The sequence below is a fragment of the Diaphorobacter ruginosibacter genome (assembly GCF_014395975.1).
GTDB classification, from domain to species: domain Bacteria; phylum Pseudomonadota; class Gammaproteobacteria; order Burkholderiales; family Burkholderiaceae_C; genus Diaphorobacter_A; species Diaphorobacter_A ruginosibacter.
Genome location: NZ_CP060714.1, coordinates 1,119,498 through 1,137,840, shown reverse-complemented (window position 1 = coordinate 1,137,840; position 18,343 = coordinate 1,119,498). Strand labels below are relative to the sequence as shown.

General features: G+C 63.5%; 17 protein-coding genes and 2 tRNA genes. 13 read left to right on the top strand and 6 right to left on the bottom strand.

Annotation, left to right across the window (positions count from 1 at the left end; all coding sequences use genetic code 11):
* Positions 1–19: 19 nt before the first annotated feature.
* The gene (locus H9K76_RS05165) at positions 20–979 is read left to right on the top strand and encodes a tyrosine-type recombinase/integrase (protein ID WP_246475317.1); all 960 of its coding nucleotides are present in this window, start codon (positions 20–22) and stop codon (positions 977–979) included.
* 68 nt (positions 980–1,047) lie between these two features.
* Here H9K76_RS05165 and H9K76_RS05160 read toward each other — a convergent pair.
* Both H9K76_RS05160 and hrcA read right to left on the bottom strand, forming a co-directional pair.
* Positions 1,048–1,126 (bottom strand) — tRNA-Ile (locus H9K76_RS05160).
* A gap of 57 nt (positions 1,127–1,183) precedes the next feature.
* Entirely contained in the window at positions 1,184–2,188 is a 1,005-nt protein-coding gene (gene hrcA / locus H9K76_RS05155) for a heat-inducible transcriptional repressor HrcA (RefSeq protein WP_187598486.1), read from the bottom strand.
* A gap of 243 nt (positions 2,189–2,431) precedes the next feature.
* On the opposite strand from hrcA, the gene H9K76_RS05150 reads away from it, so the two are divergent.
* The 3 genes from H9K76_RS05150 (at position 2,432) to rapZ (ending at position 5,960) form a co-directional block, all read left to right on the top strand.
* Complete coding sequence (locus H9K76_RS05150) at positions 2,432–3,328, top strand: NAD kinase (protein WP_187598485.1); 897 nt, start codon at positions 2,432–2,434, stop codon at positions 3,326–3,328.
* A gap of 1 nt (position 3,329) precedes the next feature.
* Positions 3,330–5,015: a DNA repair protein RecN gene (gene recN / locus H9K76_RS05145; RefSeq protein WP_187598484.1), complete on the top strand. Its 1,686-nt coding sequence runs from the start codon at positions 3,330–3,332 to the stop codon at positions 5,013–5,015.
* A gap of 63 nt (positions 5,016–5,078) precedes the next feature.
* Positions 5,079–5,960, top strand: a complete 882-nt coding sequence (rapZ, locus tag H9K76_RS05140) for an RNase adapter RapZ (protein WP_187598483.1) — start codon at positions 5,079–5,081, stop codon at positions 5,958–5,960.
* Between the two features lie 47 nt (positions 5,961–6,007).
* Here rapZ and mutY read toward each other — a convergent pair whose 3' ends face one another.
* The 3 genes from mutY to mutM form a co-directional block, all read right to left on the bottom strand.
* Positions 6,008–7,069 (bottom strand): A/G-specific adenine glycosylase, encoded by a 1,062-nt coding sequence (gene mutY, locus H9K76_RS05135; RefSeq protein WP_187598482.1) that lies wholly within the window; start codon positions 7,067–7,069, stop codon positions 6,008–6,010.
* Between the two features lie 10 nt (positions 7,070–7,079).
* Positions 7,080–9,062 (bottom strand): dynamin family protein, encoded by a 1,983-nt coding sequence (locus tag H9K76_RS05130; RefSeq protein WP_187598481.1) that lies wholly within the window; start codon positions 9,060–9,062, stop codon positions 7,080–7,082.
* A 117-nt stretch (positions 9,063–9,179) separates the two neighbouring features.
* Positions 9,180–9,995, bottom strand: a complete 816-nt coding sequence (gene mutM / locus H9K76_RS05125; RefSeq protein WP_187598480.1) for a bifunctional DNA-formamidopyrimidine glycosylase/DNA-(apurinic or apyrimidinic site) lyase — start codon at positions 9,993–9,995, stop codon at positions 9,180–9,182.
* A gap of 32 nt (positions 9,996–10,027) precedes the next feature.
* On the opposite strand from mutM, the gene H9K76_RS05120 reads away from it, so the two are divergent.
* The 7 genes from H9K76_RS05120 (at position 10,028) to pth (ending at position 16,019) form a co-directional block, all read left to right on the top strand.
* Positions 10,028–11,860: a tetratricopeptide repeat protein gene (locus tag H9K76_RS05120; RefSeq protein ID WP_246475315.1), complete on the top strand. Its 1,833-nt coding sequence runs from the start codon at positions 10,028–10,030 to the stop codon at positions 11,858–11,860.
* Positions 11,857–12,378: a lipoprotein insertase outer membrane protein LolB gene (locus tag H9K76_RS05115; RefSeq protein WP_246475314.1), complete on the top strand. Its 522-nt coding sequence runs from the start codon at positions 11,857–11,859 to the stop codon at positions 12,376–12,378. The genes H9K76_RS05120 and H9K76_RS05115 overlap by 4 nt, the downstream gene beginning before the upstream one ends.
* Positions 12,379–12,453: 75 nt before the next feature.
* Entirely contained in the window at positions 12,454–13,323 is an 870-nt protein-coding gene (gene ispE, locus H9K76_RS05110) for a 4-(cytidine 5'-diphospho)-2-C-methyl-D-erythritol kinase (protein WP_187598479.1), read from the top strand.
* A gap of 30 nt (positions 13,324–13,353) precedes the next feature.
* A tRNA-Gln gene (locus H9K76_RS05105) sits at positions 13,354–13,430 on the top strand.
* Positions 13,431–13,474: 44 nt separating this feature from the next.
* Entirely contained in the window at positions 13,475–14,449 is a 975-nt protein-coding gene (locus H9K76_RS05100; RefSeq protein WP_187598478.1) for a ribose-phosphate pyrophosphokinase, read from the top strand.
* A gap of 165 nt (positions 14,450–14,614) precedes the next feature.
* Positions 14,615–15,238 (top strand): 50S ribosomal protein L25/general stress protein Ctc, encoded by a 624-nt coding sequence (locus tag H9K76_RS05095; RefSeq protein WP_187598477.1) that lies wholly within the window; start codon positions 14,615–14,617, stop codon positions 15,236–15,238.
* A gap of 139 nt (positions 15,239–15,377) precedes the next feature.
* Positions 15,378–16,019: an aminoacyl-tRNA hydrolase gene (gene pth, locus H9K76_RS05090; protein ID WP_187598476.1), complete on the top strand. Its 642-nt coding sequence runs from the start codon at positions 15,378–15,380 to the stop codon at positions 16,017–16,019.
* 76 nt (positions 16,020–16,095) lie between these two features.
* On the opposite strand, the gene H9K76_RS05085 is transcribed toward pth, so the two are convergent.
* Positions 16,096–16,344 carry a YfhL family 4Fe-4S dicluster ferredoxin gene (locus tag H9K76_RS05085; protein ID WP_187598475.1) on the bottom strand — a complete coding sequence of 83 codons (249 nt, stop codon included), beginning with the start codon at positions 16,342–16,344 and terminating at the stop codon, positions 16,096–16,098.
* A gap of 162 nt (positions 16,345–16,506) precedes the next feature.
* Between H9K76_RS05085 and H9K76_RS05080 the strand changes: the two genes are divergently transcribed.
* Positions 16,507–17,469: an ABC transporter permease gene (locus H9K76_RS05080; RefSeq protein ID WP_187598474.1), complete on the top strand. Its 963-nt coding sequence runs from the start codon at positions 16,507–16,509 to the stop codon at positions 17,467–17,469.
* The gene (locus H9K76_RS05075) at positions 17,469–18,341 is read left to right on the top strand and encodes an ABC transporter permease (protein WP_187598473.1); all 873 of its coding nucleotides are present in this window, start codon (positions 17,469–17,471) and stop codon (positions 18,339–18,341) included. Before H9K76_RS05080 ends, H9K76_RS05075 begins: the two co-directional genes overlap by 1 nt.
* Positions 18,342–18,343 lie beyond the last annotated feature (2 nt).

The following is an 18,343-nucleotide window of genomic DNA, read 5'->3' as shown; positions in this document are numbered from 1 at the left end:
CTGGAGCGATGGAAAAACCGTGTCGTACCGCTATCACCCGATCGCCGGCAAGCCTGTTGCACTGGGCACGGACAAGCGCGCCGCGATCCAGAAGGTTCTCGACATGAACGGATCGGGTCAGGACACAGGAACGATAGACGAGCTTTGGCGGGCATACCAACTGATGCCGCAATGGATCAGGTTGGGCGACCGCACCAAAAACGACTACAAGGTCTACAGCGAGAAGTTGCTCGCGGTAATGGGGAAGGTTTCGGCACGCCTGATTCGACCTGCTGACATTGCCCGATACCTGCGAGTTGAACGAGCTGATGCGCCAGTTCGGGCCAATCGGGAGATTGCGCTCCTGTCCAACTTGATGAATGTCGCCGTGGAGCGGGGAAATATTGACGTCAACCCCTGCAAGCAGGTCAAACGGAACTTGGAGCGTCCCCGGACAGAGGCGCCAGAGCCTGAAGAACTTGCCGCGTTCATCCACTGGCTGAAACGGCAGGGCCAACAGCGCGAGGTCATTGCCCTCATGGCTGAGTTTGCAGCCATGGCCGGCAGCCGGCGAATCGAGTTCCTGCACCTCACCCTGCCGCAGATCGATGACGGCAAAAGCGTGATCCGTCTCATGCGCGCCAAACAACATGGCGGAAGCAAGCGCACTGAGAACGTCAACATCACTCCGGCAATGGAGGGCCTGGTGGCACGTCTGAAAGCGCTTCCCCGGCCCGATGGATGCCTGACCGTGTTTGTGACGCGGAACGGCAACCCTTATACGGACAGCGGGTTCTCCTCAAACTGGCAGAAGATCATGCGCGAAGCGATAGAGCAAAACATCGTGTCCCGCCGCTTCACGTTTCATGACCTGAGGGCGTACTACACAACACAGCACAAAGCCCAGTACGGGACGTTGCCAGAACTCCATGCCGACGGCTCCACAACGGCCAAGGTGTATGACCGGACCCGGATTTCTGTTCGCAAGGGATTGGGGTGATATTCCCACCGTGGGAATATTCAGGGGTTTCCGCTATTTAATCAATAGCATGAGCCCCTGAATGAATATGGTAGGGCCTCCCAGAGTCGAACTGGGCACCAACGGATTATGAGTCCGCTGCTCTAACCAAGCATGAGCTAAGGCCCCGGATTTTTGCGCCAAGACCTGCATTGCACAAGCCGGCAAAACGACCATTGTAATGGCTTAACTCCTGTGGCTCAGGGCATTGGTCACCAATTTGGACGTGATATCGACGATCTGGATCATCCGGTCGTAGGGCATGCGGGTGGGGCCGATCACGCCCAGGGTACCGACGATCTGGCCGTCGACCTCATAGGGGGCGCTCACGACCGAGAGCTCCTCGAAGGGTACGACCTGGCTTTCGCCGCCGATAAAGATGCGCACGCCTTCGGCCTTGCTGGAGATGTCGAGCAGGCGCAGGATTTGCGTCTTCTGCTCGAACAGGTCGAATGCCCGGCGCAGATTGCCCATGTCGCTGGAGAAATCACTCACCGACAGCAGGTTGCGCTCGCCGGATATGACCACGCTGTCCGTCGATTCGGAGAGAGCGTCCGACCCCACGCTCACCGCCGCCTGCATCAGGGTGGCAATCTCTCCGCGCAGGGATTCGACCTCGGACTGCAGGCGTTCGCGGACCTGTTCCATCGTGAGGCCCGAGAAGTTCGAGTTCAGGTAGTTGGCCGCCTCGACCAGTTGCGAGGACGAATAGTCGCTCTGCGTGAAGATGACGCGGTTCTGCACATCTCCATCGGGTGAGACGATGATCACGAGCAGGCGCTTTTCGGACAGCCGCATGAATTCGATGTGCCTGAACACCGAGGGCCTGCGCGGAGCCATCACCACACCGACGAATTGCGACAGGTTGGACAGCAGGTTGGCCGCATTGGCGATCACCTTCTGCGGCTGCTCGGGCATGAGCTGCAGTTCAGGCAGCCGATCGCGCTGCACCGTGAGCATGGTGTCCACGAAAAGCCGGTAGCCGCGCGCCGTGGGGATACGGCCAGCCGAGGTGTGCGGACTCGCGATCAGGCCGAGCTCCTCGAGGTCGGCCATCACGTTGCGAATGGTCGCCGGCGAAAGCTCCAGACCCGAGGCACGCGACAGCGTCCGGGATCCGACAGGCTGGCCGTCCGCGATATAGCGTTCGACGAGGGCTTTCAACAGCAACTTGGCACGATCATCAAGCATCTTGGCATTCTAAGGTGGCGGCACCGCCGTGCATGGCGTGCACGGACAGCCAGGTTTACCCCAGGATGCCGTGCCGGCTCTGCATGCAGACCCGCGGCAAGCGCATGCAGGCATGATATACAAGCAATCAAGAAGAACAGACGCTGTGGGCCGTTCCGGCCAGGCGTCCGTAGTGGCCTGACTTTCCGGCCCCACAGGCAAACAGTCAAAAAACCACATCACATTTAATGATGTAATTTCCGAATGACCATCAACTTTCGCAAAGTCGCCCTTATCGGCAAATACCAGCGCCAGGCATCCGAGGAGGCCTCGGAGAAGTCCCGGCTTGCGCTGGAGGGTATCGGCCAGTTCCTCGTCGGGCAAGGCTGCGAGGTGCTTCTTGAAGCCGAAACCTTTGCCAACACGGGGCTCTCGGGCCACCGGGTGGCCGAGGTCGACGAGATCGGCGCACAGGCCGATCTCGCACTGGTCGTTGGAGGCGACGGCACGATGCTGGGCGCGGGCCGCCAGTTGGCGCGCTATCACACGCCACTGGTCGGCATCAATGGCGGGCGGCTCGGATTCATCACGGATATCGCACTCGAGGACTACCAGGACGCGCTTGCACCTATCCTGCACGGTGATTTCGAGGAAGACCTGCGTCCGATGATGCAGGCGCGCGTGATGCGCGGCAACGAATGCGTCTTCGAGGCGCTCGCACTCAACGATGTGGTGGTCAATCGCGGATCGACATCAGGCATGGTGGAGCTGCGCGTGGAAGTGGGCGGGGTGTTCGTCTCCAACCAGCGGGCCGACGGCCTGATCGTCGCATCGCCGACCGGATCCACCGCCTATTCGCTGTCCGCAGGAGGCCCGATGCTGCATCCCTCGCTGCGCGGCTGGGTGATGGTGCCGATCGCGCCGCACACCCTGTCCAACCGGCCGATCGTGCTGCCGGATTCGGTGGAGATCGCCATCGAGGTCGTGGGCGGGCGCGATGTCTCCGCCAACTTCGACATGCAGTCGCTGGCCACCCTGCTGCACGGCGACCGCATTCTCGTCACACTGGCCGAAAACTCCGTACGCTTCCTGCATCCACGCGGCTGGAGCTATTTCGCCACGCTGCGCAAGAAGCTGCGCTGGAACGAGGGAGGCTCCTGACATGGCGCTCAAGCGCATTGCCTTGCGTGACTTCGTGATCGTGCAGACCCTCGATCTGGACCTGCACCACGGATTCACGGCGCTCACCGGAGAGACCGGTGCCGGCAAGTCGATCCTGATCGATGCGCTGCAGTTGCTGCTGGGCGCGCGCGCGGAAACCGGCGTGATTCGCGAAGGCGCCGAGCGCACCGAGCTGGCTGCCGAATTCGATCCACCGGCCCACATGCAGGCCTGGTTCGAGGAGGCCGGCATCGAGCAGGAAGAAGTGCTGTTGATCCGCCGGACCATCGATGTCCAGGGCAAGAGCCGCGCGTGGATCAATGGAAGCCCGGTCACCGCCACGCAGTTGAGGGCCCTGGGCGAGCACCTGCTCGACATCCACGGACAGCATGCGTGGCAGAGCCTCACGCGCCAGGACAGCGTGCGCGGCCTGCTCGATGCCTATGCCGGCGTGCAGGCACAGCCGCTTGCAGCGCTGTGGAGCGAATGGCGCGAAAAGCTGCGCGCACTGGAGCATGCCCGCGCCGCGCAGGACACCCTGCAGCAGGAACGCGAACGACTCCAATGGCAGATCGGAGAGCTGCAGAAGCTCTCGCCGCGCGCCGACGAATGGGACGAACTCAACGCGCAGCACGCCAAGCTCTCCAACGCGCAATCGCTGCTCGACAACGCCCAGGAGGCCGCCCTGGCACTGGAAGACGAGGAAGGCACGGGGGCGATCTCGCGGCTTTCGCATGCGCAGGATCTGCTGCAAAGCTATGAGCATGTGGACGATGCCTTCCGTTCGATGAACGAGGTGCTCAGCAACAGCCTTGCACAGGCCGAGGACGTGCTGCGATCGCTGCAGGGTTTCCTGCGCCATACCGAACTGGAGCCGGAGCGGCTTGCGGAGCTGGACACGCGGCTCTCGCAATGGATCTCTCTGGCACGGCGCTACAAGCGACAGCCCGAAGACCTGCCCGCGCTGCTCGACGGCTGGAAGTCGGAGCTGCATGCGCTCGACTCGGCAGCCGATCTCGATGCATTGGCCAAGGCCGAAGCCGCGAGCCGTGCCGCCTATGAAAAAGCTGCGCGCGTGCTGTCGCAGAAACGAACCAAGGCCGCGCCCCAGTTGGAGGGAGCTGTCACACAGGCCATGCAGAATCTGGGCATGGCTGGCGGCAGGTTCGTGGTGTCTGTGGAGCCCGCGGCCGAGCCGGGGTCACACGGCATGGATCTGGTGAGCTTCCTGGTCGGCAGCCATCCGGGCATGACGCCCAAGCCCATCGGCAAGGTGGCATCGGGCGGCGAGCTCTCGCGCATCTCGCTGGCGATCTCGGTCACGACCAGTGAACTGGGTGAGGCGCCCACGCTGATCTTCGACGAGGTGGACTCGGGCGTGGGCGGTGCCGTGGCGGAAACGGTCGGGCGCCTCATGCAGCAGCTTGGCAAGGCGCGCCAGGTGCTCACCGTGACCCACCTGCCGCAGGTGGCCGCATGTGCGGATCACCATCTGGTGGTGGCCAAGCACAAGACAGCGCGCAGCACCAGCAGTTCGGTGCGCGCGGCGGATGGGGATGAACGGGTCCAGGAAATCGCCCGCATGCTGGGAGGAGAGAAGCTGTCCGCGGCCACTCTGGCGCATGCGCGCGAGATGCTGGAGCCGGTGCCGCCCCGTGAATCCGTGCGCTCGGCGCATGGAGCCTGAGTTGCCTGTTTGTTTGTTCGTTGATGGATCTAGAAAGCCTGTAGCAAGTCTGTGGTGAAGGAAATGTCGCTCGAAATTGTGCTCATCACCGGAATGTCCGGATCGGGAAAATCCGTGGCGCTGCACGCGCTGGAGGATGCCGGCTTCTATTGCGTTGACAACCTGCCTCCGGAGCTGCTGAGCGCCTTCGTGGCGCTGGAGCATGTCAACCATGGCAACCGCCTTGCCATCGCCATCGATGTGCGCAGCGCCACGGCGTTGCCCATGGTGCCGCAACAGCTTGACGACCTGCGCATGCAGGGCGTGCGCGTGCAATGCCTGTTCCTCGATGCCAACACCGAGACGCTGGTGCGCCGTTTCTCCGAAACCCGCCGCCGCCACCCGCTGTCCAAGGACGAGCTGCGCGACGGCCAGAATGCGCTGCTGCAGACCATCGAACTGGAGCGTGAACTGCTGGCCGATCTTCGGGAGCAGTCGCACGTCATCGACACCAGCGCCATCCGCGCGTCGCAGCTGCAGGGCTACGTGAAAAGCCTGGTGGATGTGCCGCCGAGCCGCATGATCCTGGTGTTCCAGTCATTCGCGTTCAAGCGCGGGGTGCCGGTAGACGCCGACTACGTGTTCGACGTCCGCATGCTGCCCAATCCGCACTACGAACCGGCCCTGCGTGAACTGACCGGTCGCGATGCCGCCGTGGCGGAGTTCCTCGAACAGCAGCCTGCCGTCCATGCGATGGAGCTCCAGATCTCGCAGTTTCTCGAAAACTGGCTCGACGCCCTGGCGGAAAACCACCGCAGCTACGTGACGGTGGCGGTGGGCTGCACGGGTGGGCAGCACCGCTCCGTGTATCTGGTGGAGCGGCTTGCCCGCCACTTCAGCCCGAAGTGGAACACGCTGCGGCGACACCGCGAGCTCGATGCGCTGAAAGCCCCGAGGCAGGGCTGATCGCAGGAAGACCGCCGGCGGCGCTGTGTGCCCGAGGCCCGAGATCGCTACAGCGCAGCAAGCAGCTTGCGCACGGGCGCGGGCAGCCCCAGCGCGGGCCACTCGGCGGGCGCATAGAAGCCTGCGCCATCGCCCTCTTCGCCCTTGCGCCGCAACGCGCTTGCCGTCGACAGCTGCATGCGCACCGGATGCAGGTACAGGTCGCGATGGGTCAGCACATGCATCACCACCGGCAGGTCATCCAGCGCGGCCTTCGCATCGTGCGCGGCGCGCTGCGAAAGAAGCTCCCGGTCCTCGAACACCGGCGGGCAGTACAGCCCGGCCCAGATGCCGGTCTGCGGCCTGCGTTCCAGCCAGATACGGCCCGATTCGTCGCGCTCGATCAGCAGCCACCAGGACTGGGCGCTGCGCTTGAGCTTGCGCGTGCGCACGGGGTAGTCTTCCGGATTGCCCTCGCGATGGGCCTTGCACACTTCGGCCAGCGGGCATAGCAGGCAGGTCGGTGAGCGTGGCGTGCACAGGCCCGCGCCCAGGTCCATCAGGCCCTGCGTATAACGGGGCATGTTGCTCGCCAGGTCCGTCTCGGGCAGCAGCGCTTCGGCCAGCGCCCAGAGCCTGCGCTCGTTGGCGGCGGTTGCCAGATCGTCCTCGAAGCCCAGCACGCGCGTGAGCACCCGGCGCACGTTGGCATCGAGAATCGCCGCGCGCACGCCGAAGCAGAACGAGGCGATCGCCGCCGCAGTGGACTTGCCAATGCCCGGCAGCGATGCGAGCTCCTCGACCGTGCGCGGAAATGCTCCGCCGAAGTCGCTCACCACCCTCTGGGCACAGCGATGGAGATTGCGCGCGCGGCTGTAGTAACCCAGGCCGCTCCACAGTGCCAGCACGTCGTCCTGCTGCGCGGCTGCAAGCGACTGCACATCGGGGAACCGCTCCAGAAAGCGCGCGTAGTAATCCAGCACCGTGGCGACCTGCGTCTGCTGCAGCATGATCTCGCTGAGCCAGACGCGATAAGGGTCACGCGTGTTCTGCCATGGGAGATGGTTGCGCCCATGCTCTTTCTGCCAGCGCACCACGCGCATGGCAATTTCAGGAATCCCGACCGTCATCAACTCATCTTCAATCGAACAGCAGCAGATCCACCGCATCCTCGGGCCGCGAGACACGCTCCTGGGGAGCCAGCGGCATGTGCACCAGCTTGTCGGTCAGCGTCGTCAGACGCACCTCGAGCTCCTGGAGGTGCGCCTCCGCGGACTCGATCTCGGCAATGCGCTCCACCAGGCCATTGGCCGCACTCTGGATGCGATCCACCGCCTCGATGCGCCGCGAGAAACTGCGCTTTCTTTCACGCAACTGGGCATCGAGCTGCGCCGTGGCGGACTTGCTCCACAACTCCAGTTCGTTCGACGCCGAATCGAGCACCGCACGCAGGCGCAGCGTCAGGCCGCGCTGCAGGCGCTGGGCGAACTCGGGCTGCGCAAGACGCAGCGTGTTGCCCATGCCGATGTATTGCTCGTGGCGGCGCTCGATCTCGGTCACGTCGGCCACGTAGGATTCGAACTCGGGGGCCTTGGGCGCCTGCAGCGAAAAGCCGAATTCCGCATTGAGCTGCTTGTAGGTGCCGCCGAGCATGTCGCGGATCTCGGTCCCTGACGCCTGCGCGGCCTGCAGCAGCGCGCGCACGCGGGCGAACGTGTCGGCATAGACCTTGCGCAGGCCGAGCTTGATCACCCCCCCGTTCTGCAGGGCTTCCGCCAGAGGCTGCATCTCCGCCTTGAGGGCGCGCGAGCCCAGGCGGTGGAACACGTCGCGCATCATCTTCAGGTGCACCGCGCGCAACGCGAGCACCTTGGCCGTGCTGGAGTCGAAATCACGCTGCTCCAGTTCGATGCGGCCGCGCATGGCCTGGATGACCGTCGAGTTCTTTCCGCGCAGGCTGTTGAGCTCGGACATCTGGTCGTCGAGATCACGGCGGCGGATATTGAGCACGCGCGTCGTCTCGGCATGCAGACCTGCCACGCCGTTGGCGACCACGCCACGCAGGATGGCCTGACGGCGCCCCAGGATGCCCTCGCCCAGCGCCTCTTCGAGATGCGGCAGGCCGCTGGCCTCGAGCAGCACATCGTCGCAGTTGATCTTGGCAACCAGGCCCTTCTGCGCCGACACCGGCACCACCTGGCTGAGCGACACGCCCAGCATGTCCGCCGAATTGCGGCACTGCTGGTCGAGCTGCTCCTGCACCTGCGTCGGGGAGTTCAGGGAATCCCACAGCGTGTCGATCTTGTTGAGCACGACCAGCCGGGTCTCGTTGTTCTCGCTCGCAGCGCCCAGATGCTCACGCCAGATCGACAGGTCGGAACGCGTCACACCCGTGTCCGCGCCCAGGATGAACACCACCGCGTGCGCCTGGGGAATCAGGTTGATCGTCAGCTCGGGCTCGGCACCGACGGCATTCAGGCCCGGCGTATCCAGAATCACAAGGCCCTGCTTGAGCAGCGGATGCGGCACATTGATCAGTGCGTGGCGCCACATCGGCACGTCCACCATGCCGCCCGCGTCGACCATCGGGTTGTCGTCTGGCGCATCGTCGTGCCAGAAGCCCAGGGCCCGCGCCTCGTCGATCGACACGCGGCGCACCTCGGACACCTTGGCCAGGGCCTCGGCCATCTGCTGCGCGTCATCGATGTCGAGAGCAATCTCGTTCCACTGGTGCTGCTTGAGGCGCCACTCGGCCAGTCCCTGCGGCTGCAGGCGGGTCTCGATGGGCAACAGGCGAAGGCACGGCGCCGAACCCTCCTCGTACGACAGCTCGGTCGGGCACATGGTGGTGCGGCCCGCGCTCGCCGGCATGATGCGGCGGCCGTAGTCCGCAAAGAAGATCGCGTTGATCAGCTCGGACTTGCCGCGCGAGAACTCCGCGACAAACGCCACCATCACCTTGTCGCTGCGGATCTGCTCTTCCAGGCGCTTCAGGCGTTCCTCGATGGACGAATCCATCAACTCGTGCGCACCCATCCAGTCCGCCAGTTGCTTGAGTTGCTGCGCAAACGAGCGCTTCCAGGCGCCGTGCTGATCGAACTGTTCGTTGAATGAAGGTCCCACGATATATATCTACTTATTGTTTTCTCGCATCCACTCATCTGGGGCGATAGTGAGCAAGAGTTACCTATATGGTGCAATATAGCATCGCGGCGTTGAAAAGGCGCCATCCGGCGCGGCTCAGGGCCTCTGGCAATGGGCACAGAAAAAGGTGCTTCTCTGCCCCTGTCGCAACTGCCGGACAGGCGCGCTGCAAACCTTGCACGGCAGCCCCTCGCGGGCATAGACATTGGCTTCGAGCTGGAAGTGCCCGGCATTGCCATCCGCGGCCGAGAAATCCTTGAGCGTGCTGCCGCCCGTCTCGACGGCACGTGCCAGTATCTGGCGGATCGCCGCGTGCAGGCGCAGGGCCCGCTCGCGTCCGATCCGGCCGGCCACTGTCGTCGGTCGGATGCCGGCGAGGAACAGCACTTCCGACGCATAGATGTTGCCCACGCCCACCACGACCTTGCCGCTCAGCAGCAGCGGCTTGATCGCCAGCCGGCTCGCCTTGAGGCCGCGCGCGAAAGGCTCGAAATCAAAATCATCCTCGAGCGGCTCCGGGCCCAGCCTGGCAAGCAGCTTGACCGCCAGCGGGTCATCATCGCCCGACACCGCCAGAACGGCACCAAAACGCCTGGGGTCGTGCAGCCGGAGCAGCCCCTTGTCCGTCGTCAGTTGAAAGTGATCATGCACACCCGGCAAAGGCAACTCCGCCGCGAACCGCAGGCTGCCCGACATGCCCAGGTGCAGCATCAGCATGCCGCGATCCAGGTCGACGAGCAGATACTTCCCGCGGCGGCGCACCTGCAGGACCTGGCGGCCCACCAGCTCCTGCGGATCCACGCCCAGGGGCCAGCGCAGCGGCTTGCCCAGGAAAACAGAACTTATCCGCGCTCCAGCGATCTGCTCAGCAAAGCTGCGCCGCGTGACCTCGACTTCTGGCAACTCCGGCATATCCGCAATCACTTTCCTTTTAGAGCGTGTTCATGACCTGGCAACGCGTGCGCATGGATTATTATGGCCCGATGATGCAAACTCATCGTTTTCGTGCAGTTGCCCTGGCCGCCGTGCTGGCCCTGCAAGTCCATGCTGCATGGGCGCAGTCGCCCGCTCCCGCCGAGCCCGAATCGGCCGCCGCGCTTCCCGCGGAGAAAGAGGACGTCAGCGATGAAAAGGCAGCTGTCGATGCCGAACTGTTCTACGAAATTCTCGTGGGCGAGCTCACCACCGGCCAGGGAGATCCCGCCTCCGGCTATGCGCTGATGCTCGACGCTGCGCGCCGCAGCGGCCAGGAACAGCTTTATCAGCGTGCCACGCAGATCGCGCTGCAGTCCCGCTCCGCCGAAAGTGCCTTGATTTCCGCCCGCGCATGGAAGGACAGCTTTCCGCAATCACGCGACGCCAACCGCTATCTGCTGCAGATCCTGGTGGTACTCAATCAGGTTGACGAAACGGCCGGACTGCTCAAGCAGGAACTCGCAGCCTCGCCGCAGCGGGTGAAGCTCATCACACTCAAGGCGCTTCCGCAGATCTATGGCCGCGTGAGCGACAAGACGCTGGCCGCCAAGGTCGTCGAGGAAGCCTCGTCGGACGAACTCAGGAACCCCGCCACCGGCCCCACGGCATGGACCACGATCGGCCGCATGCGATTGGCAGCCGACAACGCCGCAGGTGCACTGGAAGCCGCTCGGAACGCCATTGCGCTCGACCCGGCGGACGAAGGCGCCGGCATGCTCTCGCTGCAGCTTGTCGATGCCGGGGTTTCCGGTGCCGACCGCTTGCTCGGAACGTACCTGTCCGGCAAACCTCATCCGGAAGTGCGCATGAGCTATGCACGCTATCTCCTGCAGGAGCGCCGCAACGACGAGGCTCGCGAGCAGTTGGAACAGCTCACGAAGTCCAATCCCGAACTGGCGGACGCGTGGCTGGTGCTCGCGTCGCTCAACCTTCAGGCCAAGCGCCCGGAGCAGGCCGACGTGGCCCTGCGCCAGTTCATGACGCTGTCCGAGCCCAATGCCGGCAACCCGACGGTTGCCAAGGCCCTCTCGCGTGCCTACCTCATGGAGGCGCAGATCGCCACCGACCGCGCCGACTATCCAGCGGCCCAGGGTTGGCTCGCCAAGGCCGACAAGGTCTCGCCCGGTGACTTCTCCGTCAACGTGCAACAGGCCTCGCTGCTGGCCAGGCAGGGTGAGCTGGCCAAGGCCCGCGCGCTGATCCAGGGTCTGCCCGCCGCCAACACGGACGAGATGCAGCGCAAGCTGCTGGCGGACGCACAACTCCTGAAGGAAGCCAAACAGTACGACGAGGCCTCCAAGGTCCTGGGTCAGGCCATCGAGCTCACCCCCCTGGACAACGACCTGCTCTATGAACAGGCCATGCTGGCCGAGAAGGCCGGCCGCCCCGAAGACATGGAACGTCTGCTGCGCACGATCATCCGCCGCCAGCCCGACTACTACCACGCCAGCAACGCGCTCGGCTATTCGATGGCCGACCGCGGGGTGAACCTCGAGGAGGCACGCGGACATATCGATGCCGCGCTCGTACATGCGCCCGAGGATCCATTCATCCTCGACAGCAAGGCGTGGGTGGAATTCCGCCTCGGCAACACGCAGGAAGCACTCAAGATCTTCGAGAAGATCTTCGCCAAGCAACAGGACGCCGAAATCGCAGCTCACTACGGAGAGGTGCTCTGGAGCGCGGGCGACCGCAACAAGGCCATGGCCGTCTGGCAGCAGGGCCTGCGCAGCGAACCCGGCAACCAGACGCTGAAGGACACCCTGAAGCGCCTGGGCGCCACTCCGGGAGCCCCGCAGTGACGGGATCCCGCGTGGCGGTCGCGCCCCGCGGCCCTCTGCGCCGACGCGTGCTGCTGCTGGGCCCCGCGGTGCTGCTTGCCGCCTGCGCCCAGCCCCCGCTGCGCGAGCACGCCATGAGCGGCGAGGATTCCTGGAGCGGCCGGCTCGGACTCCAGGTCGACGAGGGAACGGACAAATCCTTCAGCGCGGGTTTCGACCTGTCAGGCAATGCCGACCGAGGGTCGCTCACGCTGTACAACCCGCTTGGCAATGTCATGGCCACGCTGCGCTGGTCGCCTGGCGTCGCCTCGCTCGATTCGCCCGACCAGCAGCTGGAATCGGACTCCCTGAGTGCCCTCGTTGTTCAGCTGACGGGCAATGACCTGCCGATCCAGGCACTCTTCGGCTGGCTCAAGGGCGTCGACGTGAAAGTCACCGGCTGGGAAGCGGACCTGAGCCGCATCGACTCCGGCCGCATCGTCGCCACCCGTTTCTCGCCGTTGCCAGGAGCCGTGCTGCGCATCGTCCTGAACCGCTGAAGCGGCTCGCGCCGCGCCGCTCGTCCCCCCCCCCCACTCTTCCACCGGATCAACCACTCGAGGCATCAGTCAGTCATGCAGGCCCTCTACGACGTGCCGGCTCCCGCCAAGCTCAACCTCTTCCTGCACATTACCGGTCGCCGTGAGGATGGCTACCACCTGCTCGAATCCGTCTTCACGATGATCGACTGGCACGACACGCTGCATTTCGACAAACGCAGCGATGGACTGATCACGCGCGAGGATCTGTCGTCACCCCTCCCCCCCGACGACCTTTGCACCCGTGCCGCCCGTGCGTTGAAAGAGGCGAGCGGGTGCCCGCTCGGTGCGCATATCGGCATCGTCAAGAGAGTGCCTGCCCAGGCCGGCATGGGTGGCGGCTCCTCGGATGCAGCCAGCACGCTTCTGGCCCTCAATCGCCTGTGGGGATTGAATCTTCCGCTATCACAACTTTTGCCCATCGGCCTGAAACTTGGCGCAGATATTCCGTTTTTTTTATTGGGCAAAACGGCTTTCGTGAGCGGAATCGGTGACATAATTCACCCACTCGATTCGCAGCAACTGCCACCACCAACCCAGTTGGTCGTCGTGAAGCCCGAAGCCGGGTTGGATACGAAAGAAATTTTTTCAAGTCCTTCCCTTAAACGTGATTCAAAGCATGCTACAATCGAAGACTTTGCTGCGGCACCCAACGGTTTCGGAAGATACTTTGGAAGAAATGATCTGCAGCCAGTCGCTCAGGCACTCTGCCCGGAGATAAAAAAAGTCACTGACTTTTTGAAATCGAAGGAAATGCATGCTAGAATGACAGGCTCAGGAAGTGCGGTGTTTGCACAAATGCTGAATGCAGTTGATTTGACTGACGCGCCAAGCGAATGGAAAATCAAGGTATGCAGCCAACTGACGGTTCATCCCCTGACAGGGTGGGCGTCAGACAAGGTTTGAGGCTGATTGCTTTCGGCAGTCGGCCTGTGTAGGGGAGTCGCCAAGCTGGTTAAGGCACCGGATTTTGATTCCGGCATGCGAAGGTTCGAATCCTTCTTCCCCTGCCAAATAATTGTCCCGACGGGATTTAAGTCAGACTGCTGAGCAGCTCATGCACGCCAATAACCCAGACTTCATGGTTTTCACCGGCAACGCCAATCCTGGTCTTGCAGCTGAAATCGTCAAGCACCTCGGCACCAACCTCGGTGCAATGGATGTGGGTCGTTTCTCCGACGGTGAAGTCACCGTGGAAATCAAGCAGAACGTCCGTGCCCGAGACGTTTTCGTCGTTCAATCGACCTGCGCCCCCACCAACGAAAACCTGATGGAACTGCTGATCATGGTGGACGCCCTCAAGCGTGCCTCCGCAGATCGCATCAGCGCCGTCATTCCCTATTTCGGCTATGCCCGCCAGGATCGCCGCCCGCGCTCGTCGCGTGTGCCGATCTCCGCGAAGGTCGTTGCCAACCTGCTGCAGACCGTCGGCGTGAACCGCGTCCTGACCATGGACCTGCACGCGGACCAGATCCAGGGCTTCTTCGATATTCCCGTCGACAACATCTACGCCTCTCCGGTGTTGCTGGGCGACCTGAACCAGAAGAAGTACGAAAACCTGATCGTCGTGAGCCCTGACGTGGGTGGTGTGGTGCGTGCCCGCGCCCTCGCCAAGCAGCTCGGAACCGACCTTGCCATCATCGACAAGCGTCGCCCCAAGGCGAACGTGTCCGAAGTGATGCATGTGATCGGCGACATCGACGGCCGCAACTGCGTCATCATGGACGACATGATCGACACGGCCGGCACGCTGGTGAAGGCCGCCGAAGTGCTCAAGGAGCGCGGCGCCAAGAACGTGTATGCCTATTGCACGCACCCGATCTTCTCGGGTCCTGCCATCGAGCGCATCTCCAAGGGTACGGCCCTCGACGAAGTGGTTGTGACCAACACCATTCCGCTGAGCGACAACGCCAAGGCATGCAGCAAGATCCGCCAGCTGTCCGTGGCACCGTTGATCGCCGAGACCATCCAGCGCATCAACACGGGCGAATCGGTGATGAGCCTGTTCTCGGATCAGAACAACAATTTCTGATGCGGCGGCAGCCCACAAGGGTTGCGGCACATCGAAGAACCAGCAAGCCTCCCTCGGGAGGCTTGTGTGTTGTCCGCAAGCGGATGGCACAAGTGAGTGGCCGGGAAAGCCGGCCTTTTGTAAACGGATCAGGCTGGTCGCGGCCGATCCATCCAGGAGTTGATTATGAAATTCGTCGCTTTTGAGCGCGCAAAGCAAGGTACGGGTGCGAGCCGCCGTCTGCGTATTACCGGCCGTACACCCGGCATCGTCTATGGCGGTGAGGGCGAGCCCCAACTGATCGAACTCGATCACAACAACCTGTGGCACGCCCTGAAGAAGGAAGCCTTCCACGCATCCGTGCTGGACATGGATCTGAACGGCAAGGAAGCCAAGGTTCTGCTGCGTGACGTGCAATTCCACCCGTTCAAGCAACTGGTTCTGCACGTGGACTTCCAGCGCGTTGACGCCAAGACCAAGCTGCACATGAAGGTGCCACTGCACTTCAAGGGCATGGAAGAGTCTCCCGCCGTGAAGGTTGACAAGTGCCAAGTGACGACCCTGCTGAATGAGCTGGACGTGACCTGCATGCCTTCCGACCTGCCCGAGTTCATCGAAGTGGACCTGAGCGGCCTGACCAAGGGTGCTCCTCTGCACGTGAACGATGTGAAGCTGCCGAAGGGCGTGTCCATCGTTGTGCGCGGCGGCAAGAACAACCCTGCCCTGCTGTCCATCACGGCTCCTGCCGTGGAAGAAGCCGCTCCAGCCGAAGCAGCTGCTGAAGAGAAGAAGCCTGCAGGCAAGAAGTAATTCTTGAGTCCTGCCTGAGCCTTGCGGCCCACTTCGGTGGGCCGTTTTGCTTTCTGGAACGAACATCGCGGCTGCATGCGCCTGGCGCGTCGATGCATGCGGCCATGTTCCTGCCGACCTTCCCCGATAATGCCCCCTCATGATCAAACTGTTTGTTGGCCTGGGCAATCCCGGCCCCGAGTACGAAGCCACACGACACAACGCCGGATTCTGGTGGATCGACGAACTGGCGCGCGACCTGAAAGTCTCGCTCATGCCCGAGCGCAGCTACTTCGGCCTGATGGCACGCGCGAATGTGGGCGGCAACACGATCTGGCTGCTCGAACCCCAGACCTTCATGAATGCCTCGGGCAAGTCCGTAGGCGCACTTGCCCGCTTCTTCAAGATCGCGCCACACGAAGTGCTCGTGGCGCATGACGAGCTCGACATTCCCCCGGGACAGGTCAAGCTCAAGCGCGGCGGCAGCCACGCGGGCCACAACGGCCTGCGCGACATCCATGCGCAACTGGGCTCATCGGACTACTGGCGCCTGCGCATCGGCATCGGGCATCCAGGCGTGAAATCGGAAGTGGTGAACTGGGTGCTGAAAAAACCCTCGCCCGATCAACGCAAGCTCATCGACGACAGCATTTTCCACTCGCTCAAATCCTGGCCGGTGATGGTCGAGGGCGACATGGAGAAGGCGACCATGCAGGTGCACACCAACAAGCCCCCAAGGCCCAAGCCTCCAAAGCCCGAAGGAGCAGCCGGAGCCTCCGGCGCGAAGAAAGAGCAGGAATAGAAGCAGGGAAAGAGCCGGAAAAGGAAAAGGGCCGGCCTGTCCGGATGCCTGCTCCCAAGGAGCAGAGGGAAAAACCTCAGGCTGCCTGCAGCCGCAGGTATTTCTGCATCAGCGTCTCGCGCGTCTCGACGTGCTCGGGATGGGTGGGAATGCAGGCCACGGGGCAGATCGCCACGCATTGCGGCTCATCGAAGTGCCCCACGCACTCGGTGCACTTGTCATGGTGGATGTCATAGTGCTCCTCGCCCATGTAGATGGCGTTGTTGGGGCACTCCGGCTCGCAGACATCGCAATTGATGCATTCGTCGGTGATCATCAAAGCCATGGCGCAGCTCCATCACCCTGTGAGGGCAAGGAAAAAGGTGGGACCAAAGGCCGGTAACGATGCGTTGGCATGGGAGGATTATCCAACGCCCGCGTCCATCATGCGAAATCCGCACACATGGCCGGAAGCGGTTTGCGGTTTTTGCCGCTATGCTCGCATCCCATGGCCATCTTTCTCATCAAGCGCCTGTTGACGCTGCTGACGACGCTGCTTGCGGCGTCGGCCGTGGTGTTCCTGGTGCTGGAGATTCTTCCCGGCAACGCCGCCCAGGTGCTGCTCGGGCCGGATGCCTCCCCGGAAGCCGTGGTGGAGCTCACCCAGCAGCTCGGGCTCGACCAACCCGCACTCTCGCGCTATCTCCACTGGATCGGTGGATTGGTCCGTGGCGACATGGGCACGAGCTATGCCTATGGTTCGCCCGTGGGCGAGCTGATCTTCGAGCGCCTGGCGCTCACCATTCCACTGGCCATCATGGCCATGCTGTTCACCACACTGATCGCGCTGGCCGCCGGCATCTACGCCGCATCGCGCCACAACCGGCTGGGCGACGTCGGCGTCATGGGATTGGCGCAGATCGGCATTGCCATACCGAACTTCTGGTTCGCCATCCTGCTGATCCTCGTTTTCTCCGTGAAGCTGCAATGGTTCTCCGCGGGCGGCTTTCCCGGCTGGAGCGCGGACGACGGCGGCGGCCTGCTGCCGGCACTTCAGGCGCTGCTGCTCCCCGCAATTTCCCTCGCGGTGGTTCAGGCCGCGATCCTCGCGCGCATCACGCGCTCGGCGGTGCTCGATGTATCGCGCGAGGATTTCGTGCGCACGGCACGTGCCAAGGGACTCACCGAGCGGGCGGCGCTCTGGCGCCATGTGCTGCGCAACGCGATGATCCCCGTCGTCACCGTGATGGGCCTGCAGTTCGCCAACCTGCTGGCCGGCACGATCGTGGTGGAAAACGTGTTCTACCTGCCGGGCCTCGGTCGCCTGATCTTCCAGTCGATCGCCAATCGCGACCTGATCGTCGTGCGCAACTGCGTGCTGCTGCTCGCGGCCATGGTGGTGGTGGTGAACTTCGTCGTGGACGTGCTGTATGCCGTCATCGATCCGCGCGTGAAGGCAGGCGAGCTCTGATGCACCCGCGCACATCGAACCCTGCATTGCCCTCCGCACCGGGCTTCTGGCAGCGCGCGCTGCGCAACCACAGCTTCGTGCTGGGGGGCGTGCTCACCCTGCTGCTGCTCGCCATGGCCGCGCTGTCCTTCGCCTGGACGCCCTATTCCGCCTATACCGTCGAGATGGACTCGGCACTTCAGCCTGCCAGCGCAGCGCATTGGCTCGGCACGGATGCCTATGGCCGCGACGTGCTCACGCTGCTGCTGGTAGGTGCGCGCAGCTCCATCACGGTCGGCGTGATCGCGGTGGGGATCGGTCTCCTCATCGGCGGCGCCCTGGGCCTGCTCGCCGCCGCGCGCAGGGGCTGGGTGGAAGAGCTCGTGATGCGCATCGCCGACTTCACCTTTGCGTTCCCCGCGCTGCTGCTCGCCATCATGCTCACCGCCGTCTATGGCGCGAGCATCCGCAACGCCATCATCGCGATCGGCATCTTCTACATTCCCACTTTCGCCCGCGTCACACGGGCCTCGGCCAGGCAGATCTGGTCGCGCGACTACATCCTTGCCGCGCGGGCCTGCGGCAAGGGCCCCATGCGCATCACGCTCGAGCATGTGCTGCCCAACATCCTGCCCGCACTCATCGTGCAGGCCACGATCCAGTTCGCGCTGGCGATCCTGGCCGAGGCCGCTCTGTCCTATCTGGGCCTGGGAACGCAGGCGCCCGAGCCGTCCTGGGGCCGCATGCTGGCCGAGGCGCAGACGCTGATGTTCCAGTCCCCCCTGCTGTCGGTGTGGCCGGGCGTGGCGATTGCTCTGGCGGTGCTGGGCCTGAACCTGCTCGGCGACGGTCTGCGCGACGTGCTCGATCCACGGCTGGCACGCCAACGCTGAGC

Excerpts from the sequence above, each read along its gene's own strand:
- ispE (WP_187598479.1), top strand. The coding sequence starts at position 12,454 with ATGCAGGCCCTCTACGACGTGCCGGCTCCCGCCAAGCTCAACCTCTTC.
- H9K76_RS05095 (WP_187598477.1), top strand. The coding sequence starts at position 14,615 with ATGAAATTCGTCGCTTTTGAGCGCGCAAAGCAAGGTACGGGTGCGAGC.
- recN (WP_187598484.1), top strand. The coding sequence starts at position 3,330 with ATGGCGCTCAAGCGCATTGCCTTGCGTGACTTCGTGATCGTGCAGACC.
- H9K76_RS05150 (WP_187598485.1), top strand. The coding sequence starts at position 2,432 with ATGACCATCAACTTTCGCAAAGTCGCCCTTATCGGCAAATACCAGCGC.
- hrcA (WP_187598486.1), bottom strand. The coding sequence starts at position 2,188 with ATGCTTGATGATCGTGCCAAGTTGCTGTTGAAAGCCCTCGTCGAACGC.
- H9K76_RS05120 (WP_246475315.1), top strand. The coding sequence starts at position 10,028 with ATGACCTGGCAACGCGTGCGCATGGATTATTATGGCCCGATGATGCAA.
- pth (WP_187598476.1), top strand. The coding sequence starts at position 15,378 with ATGATCAAACTGTTTGTTGGCCTGGGCAATCCCGGCCCCGAGTACGAA.
- rapZ (WP_187598483.1), top strand. The coding sequence starts at position 5,079 with ATGTCGCTCGAAATTGTGCTCATCACCGGAATGTCCGGATCGGGAAAA.
- H9K76_RS05080 (WP_187598474.1), top strand. The coding sequence starts at position 16,507 with ATGGCCATCTTTCTCATCAAGCGCCTGTTGACGCTGCTGACGACGCTG.
- mutM (WP_187598480.1), bottom strand. The coding sequence starts at position 9,995 with ATGCCGGAGTTGCCAGAAGTCGAGGTCACGCGGCGCAGCTTTGCTGAG.
- mutY (WP_187598482.1), bottom strand. The coding sequence starts at position 7,069 with ATGACGGTCGGGATTCCTGAAATTGCCATGCGCGTGGTGCGCTGGCAG.
- H9K76_RS05100 (WP_187598478.1), top strand. The coding sequence starts at position 13,475 with ATGCACGCCAATAACCCAGACTTCATGGTTTTCACCGGCAACGCCAAT.
- H9K76_RS05085 (WP_187598475.1), bottom strand. The coding sequence starts at position 16,344 with ATGGCTTTGATGATCACCGACGAATGCATCAATTGCGATGTCTGCGAG.
- H9K76_RS05075 (WP_187598473.1), top strand. The coding sequence starts at position 17,469 with ATGCACCCGCGCACATCGAACCCTGCATTGCCCTCCGCACCGGGCTTC.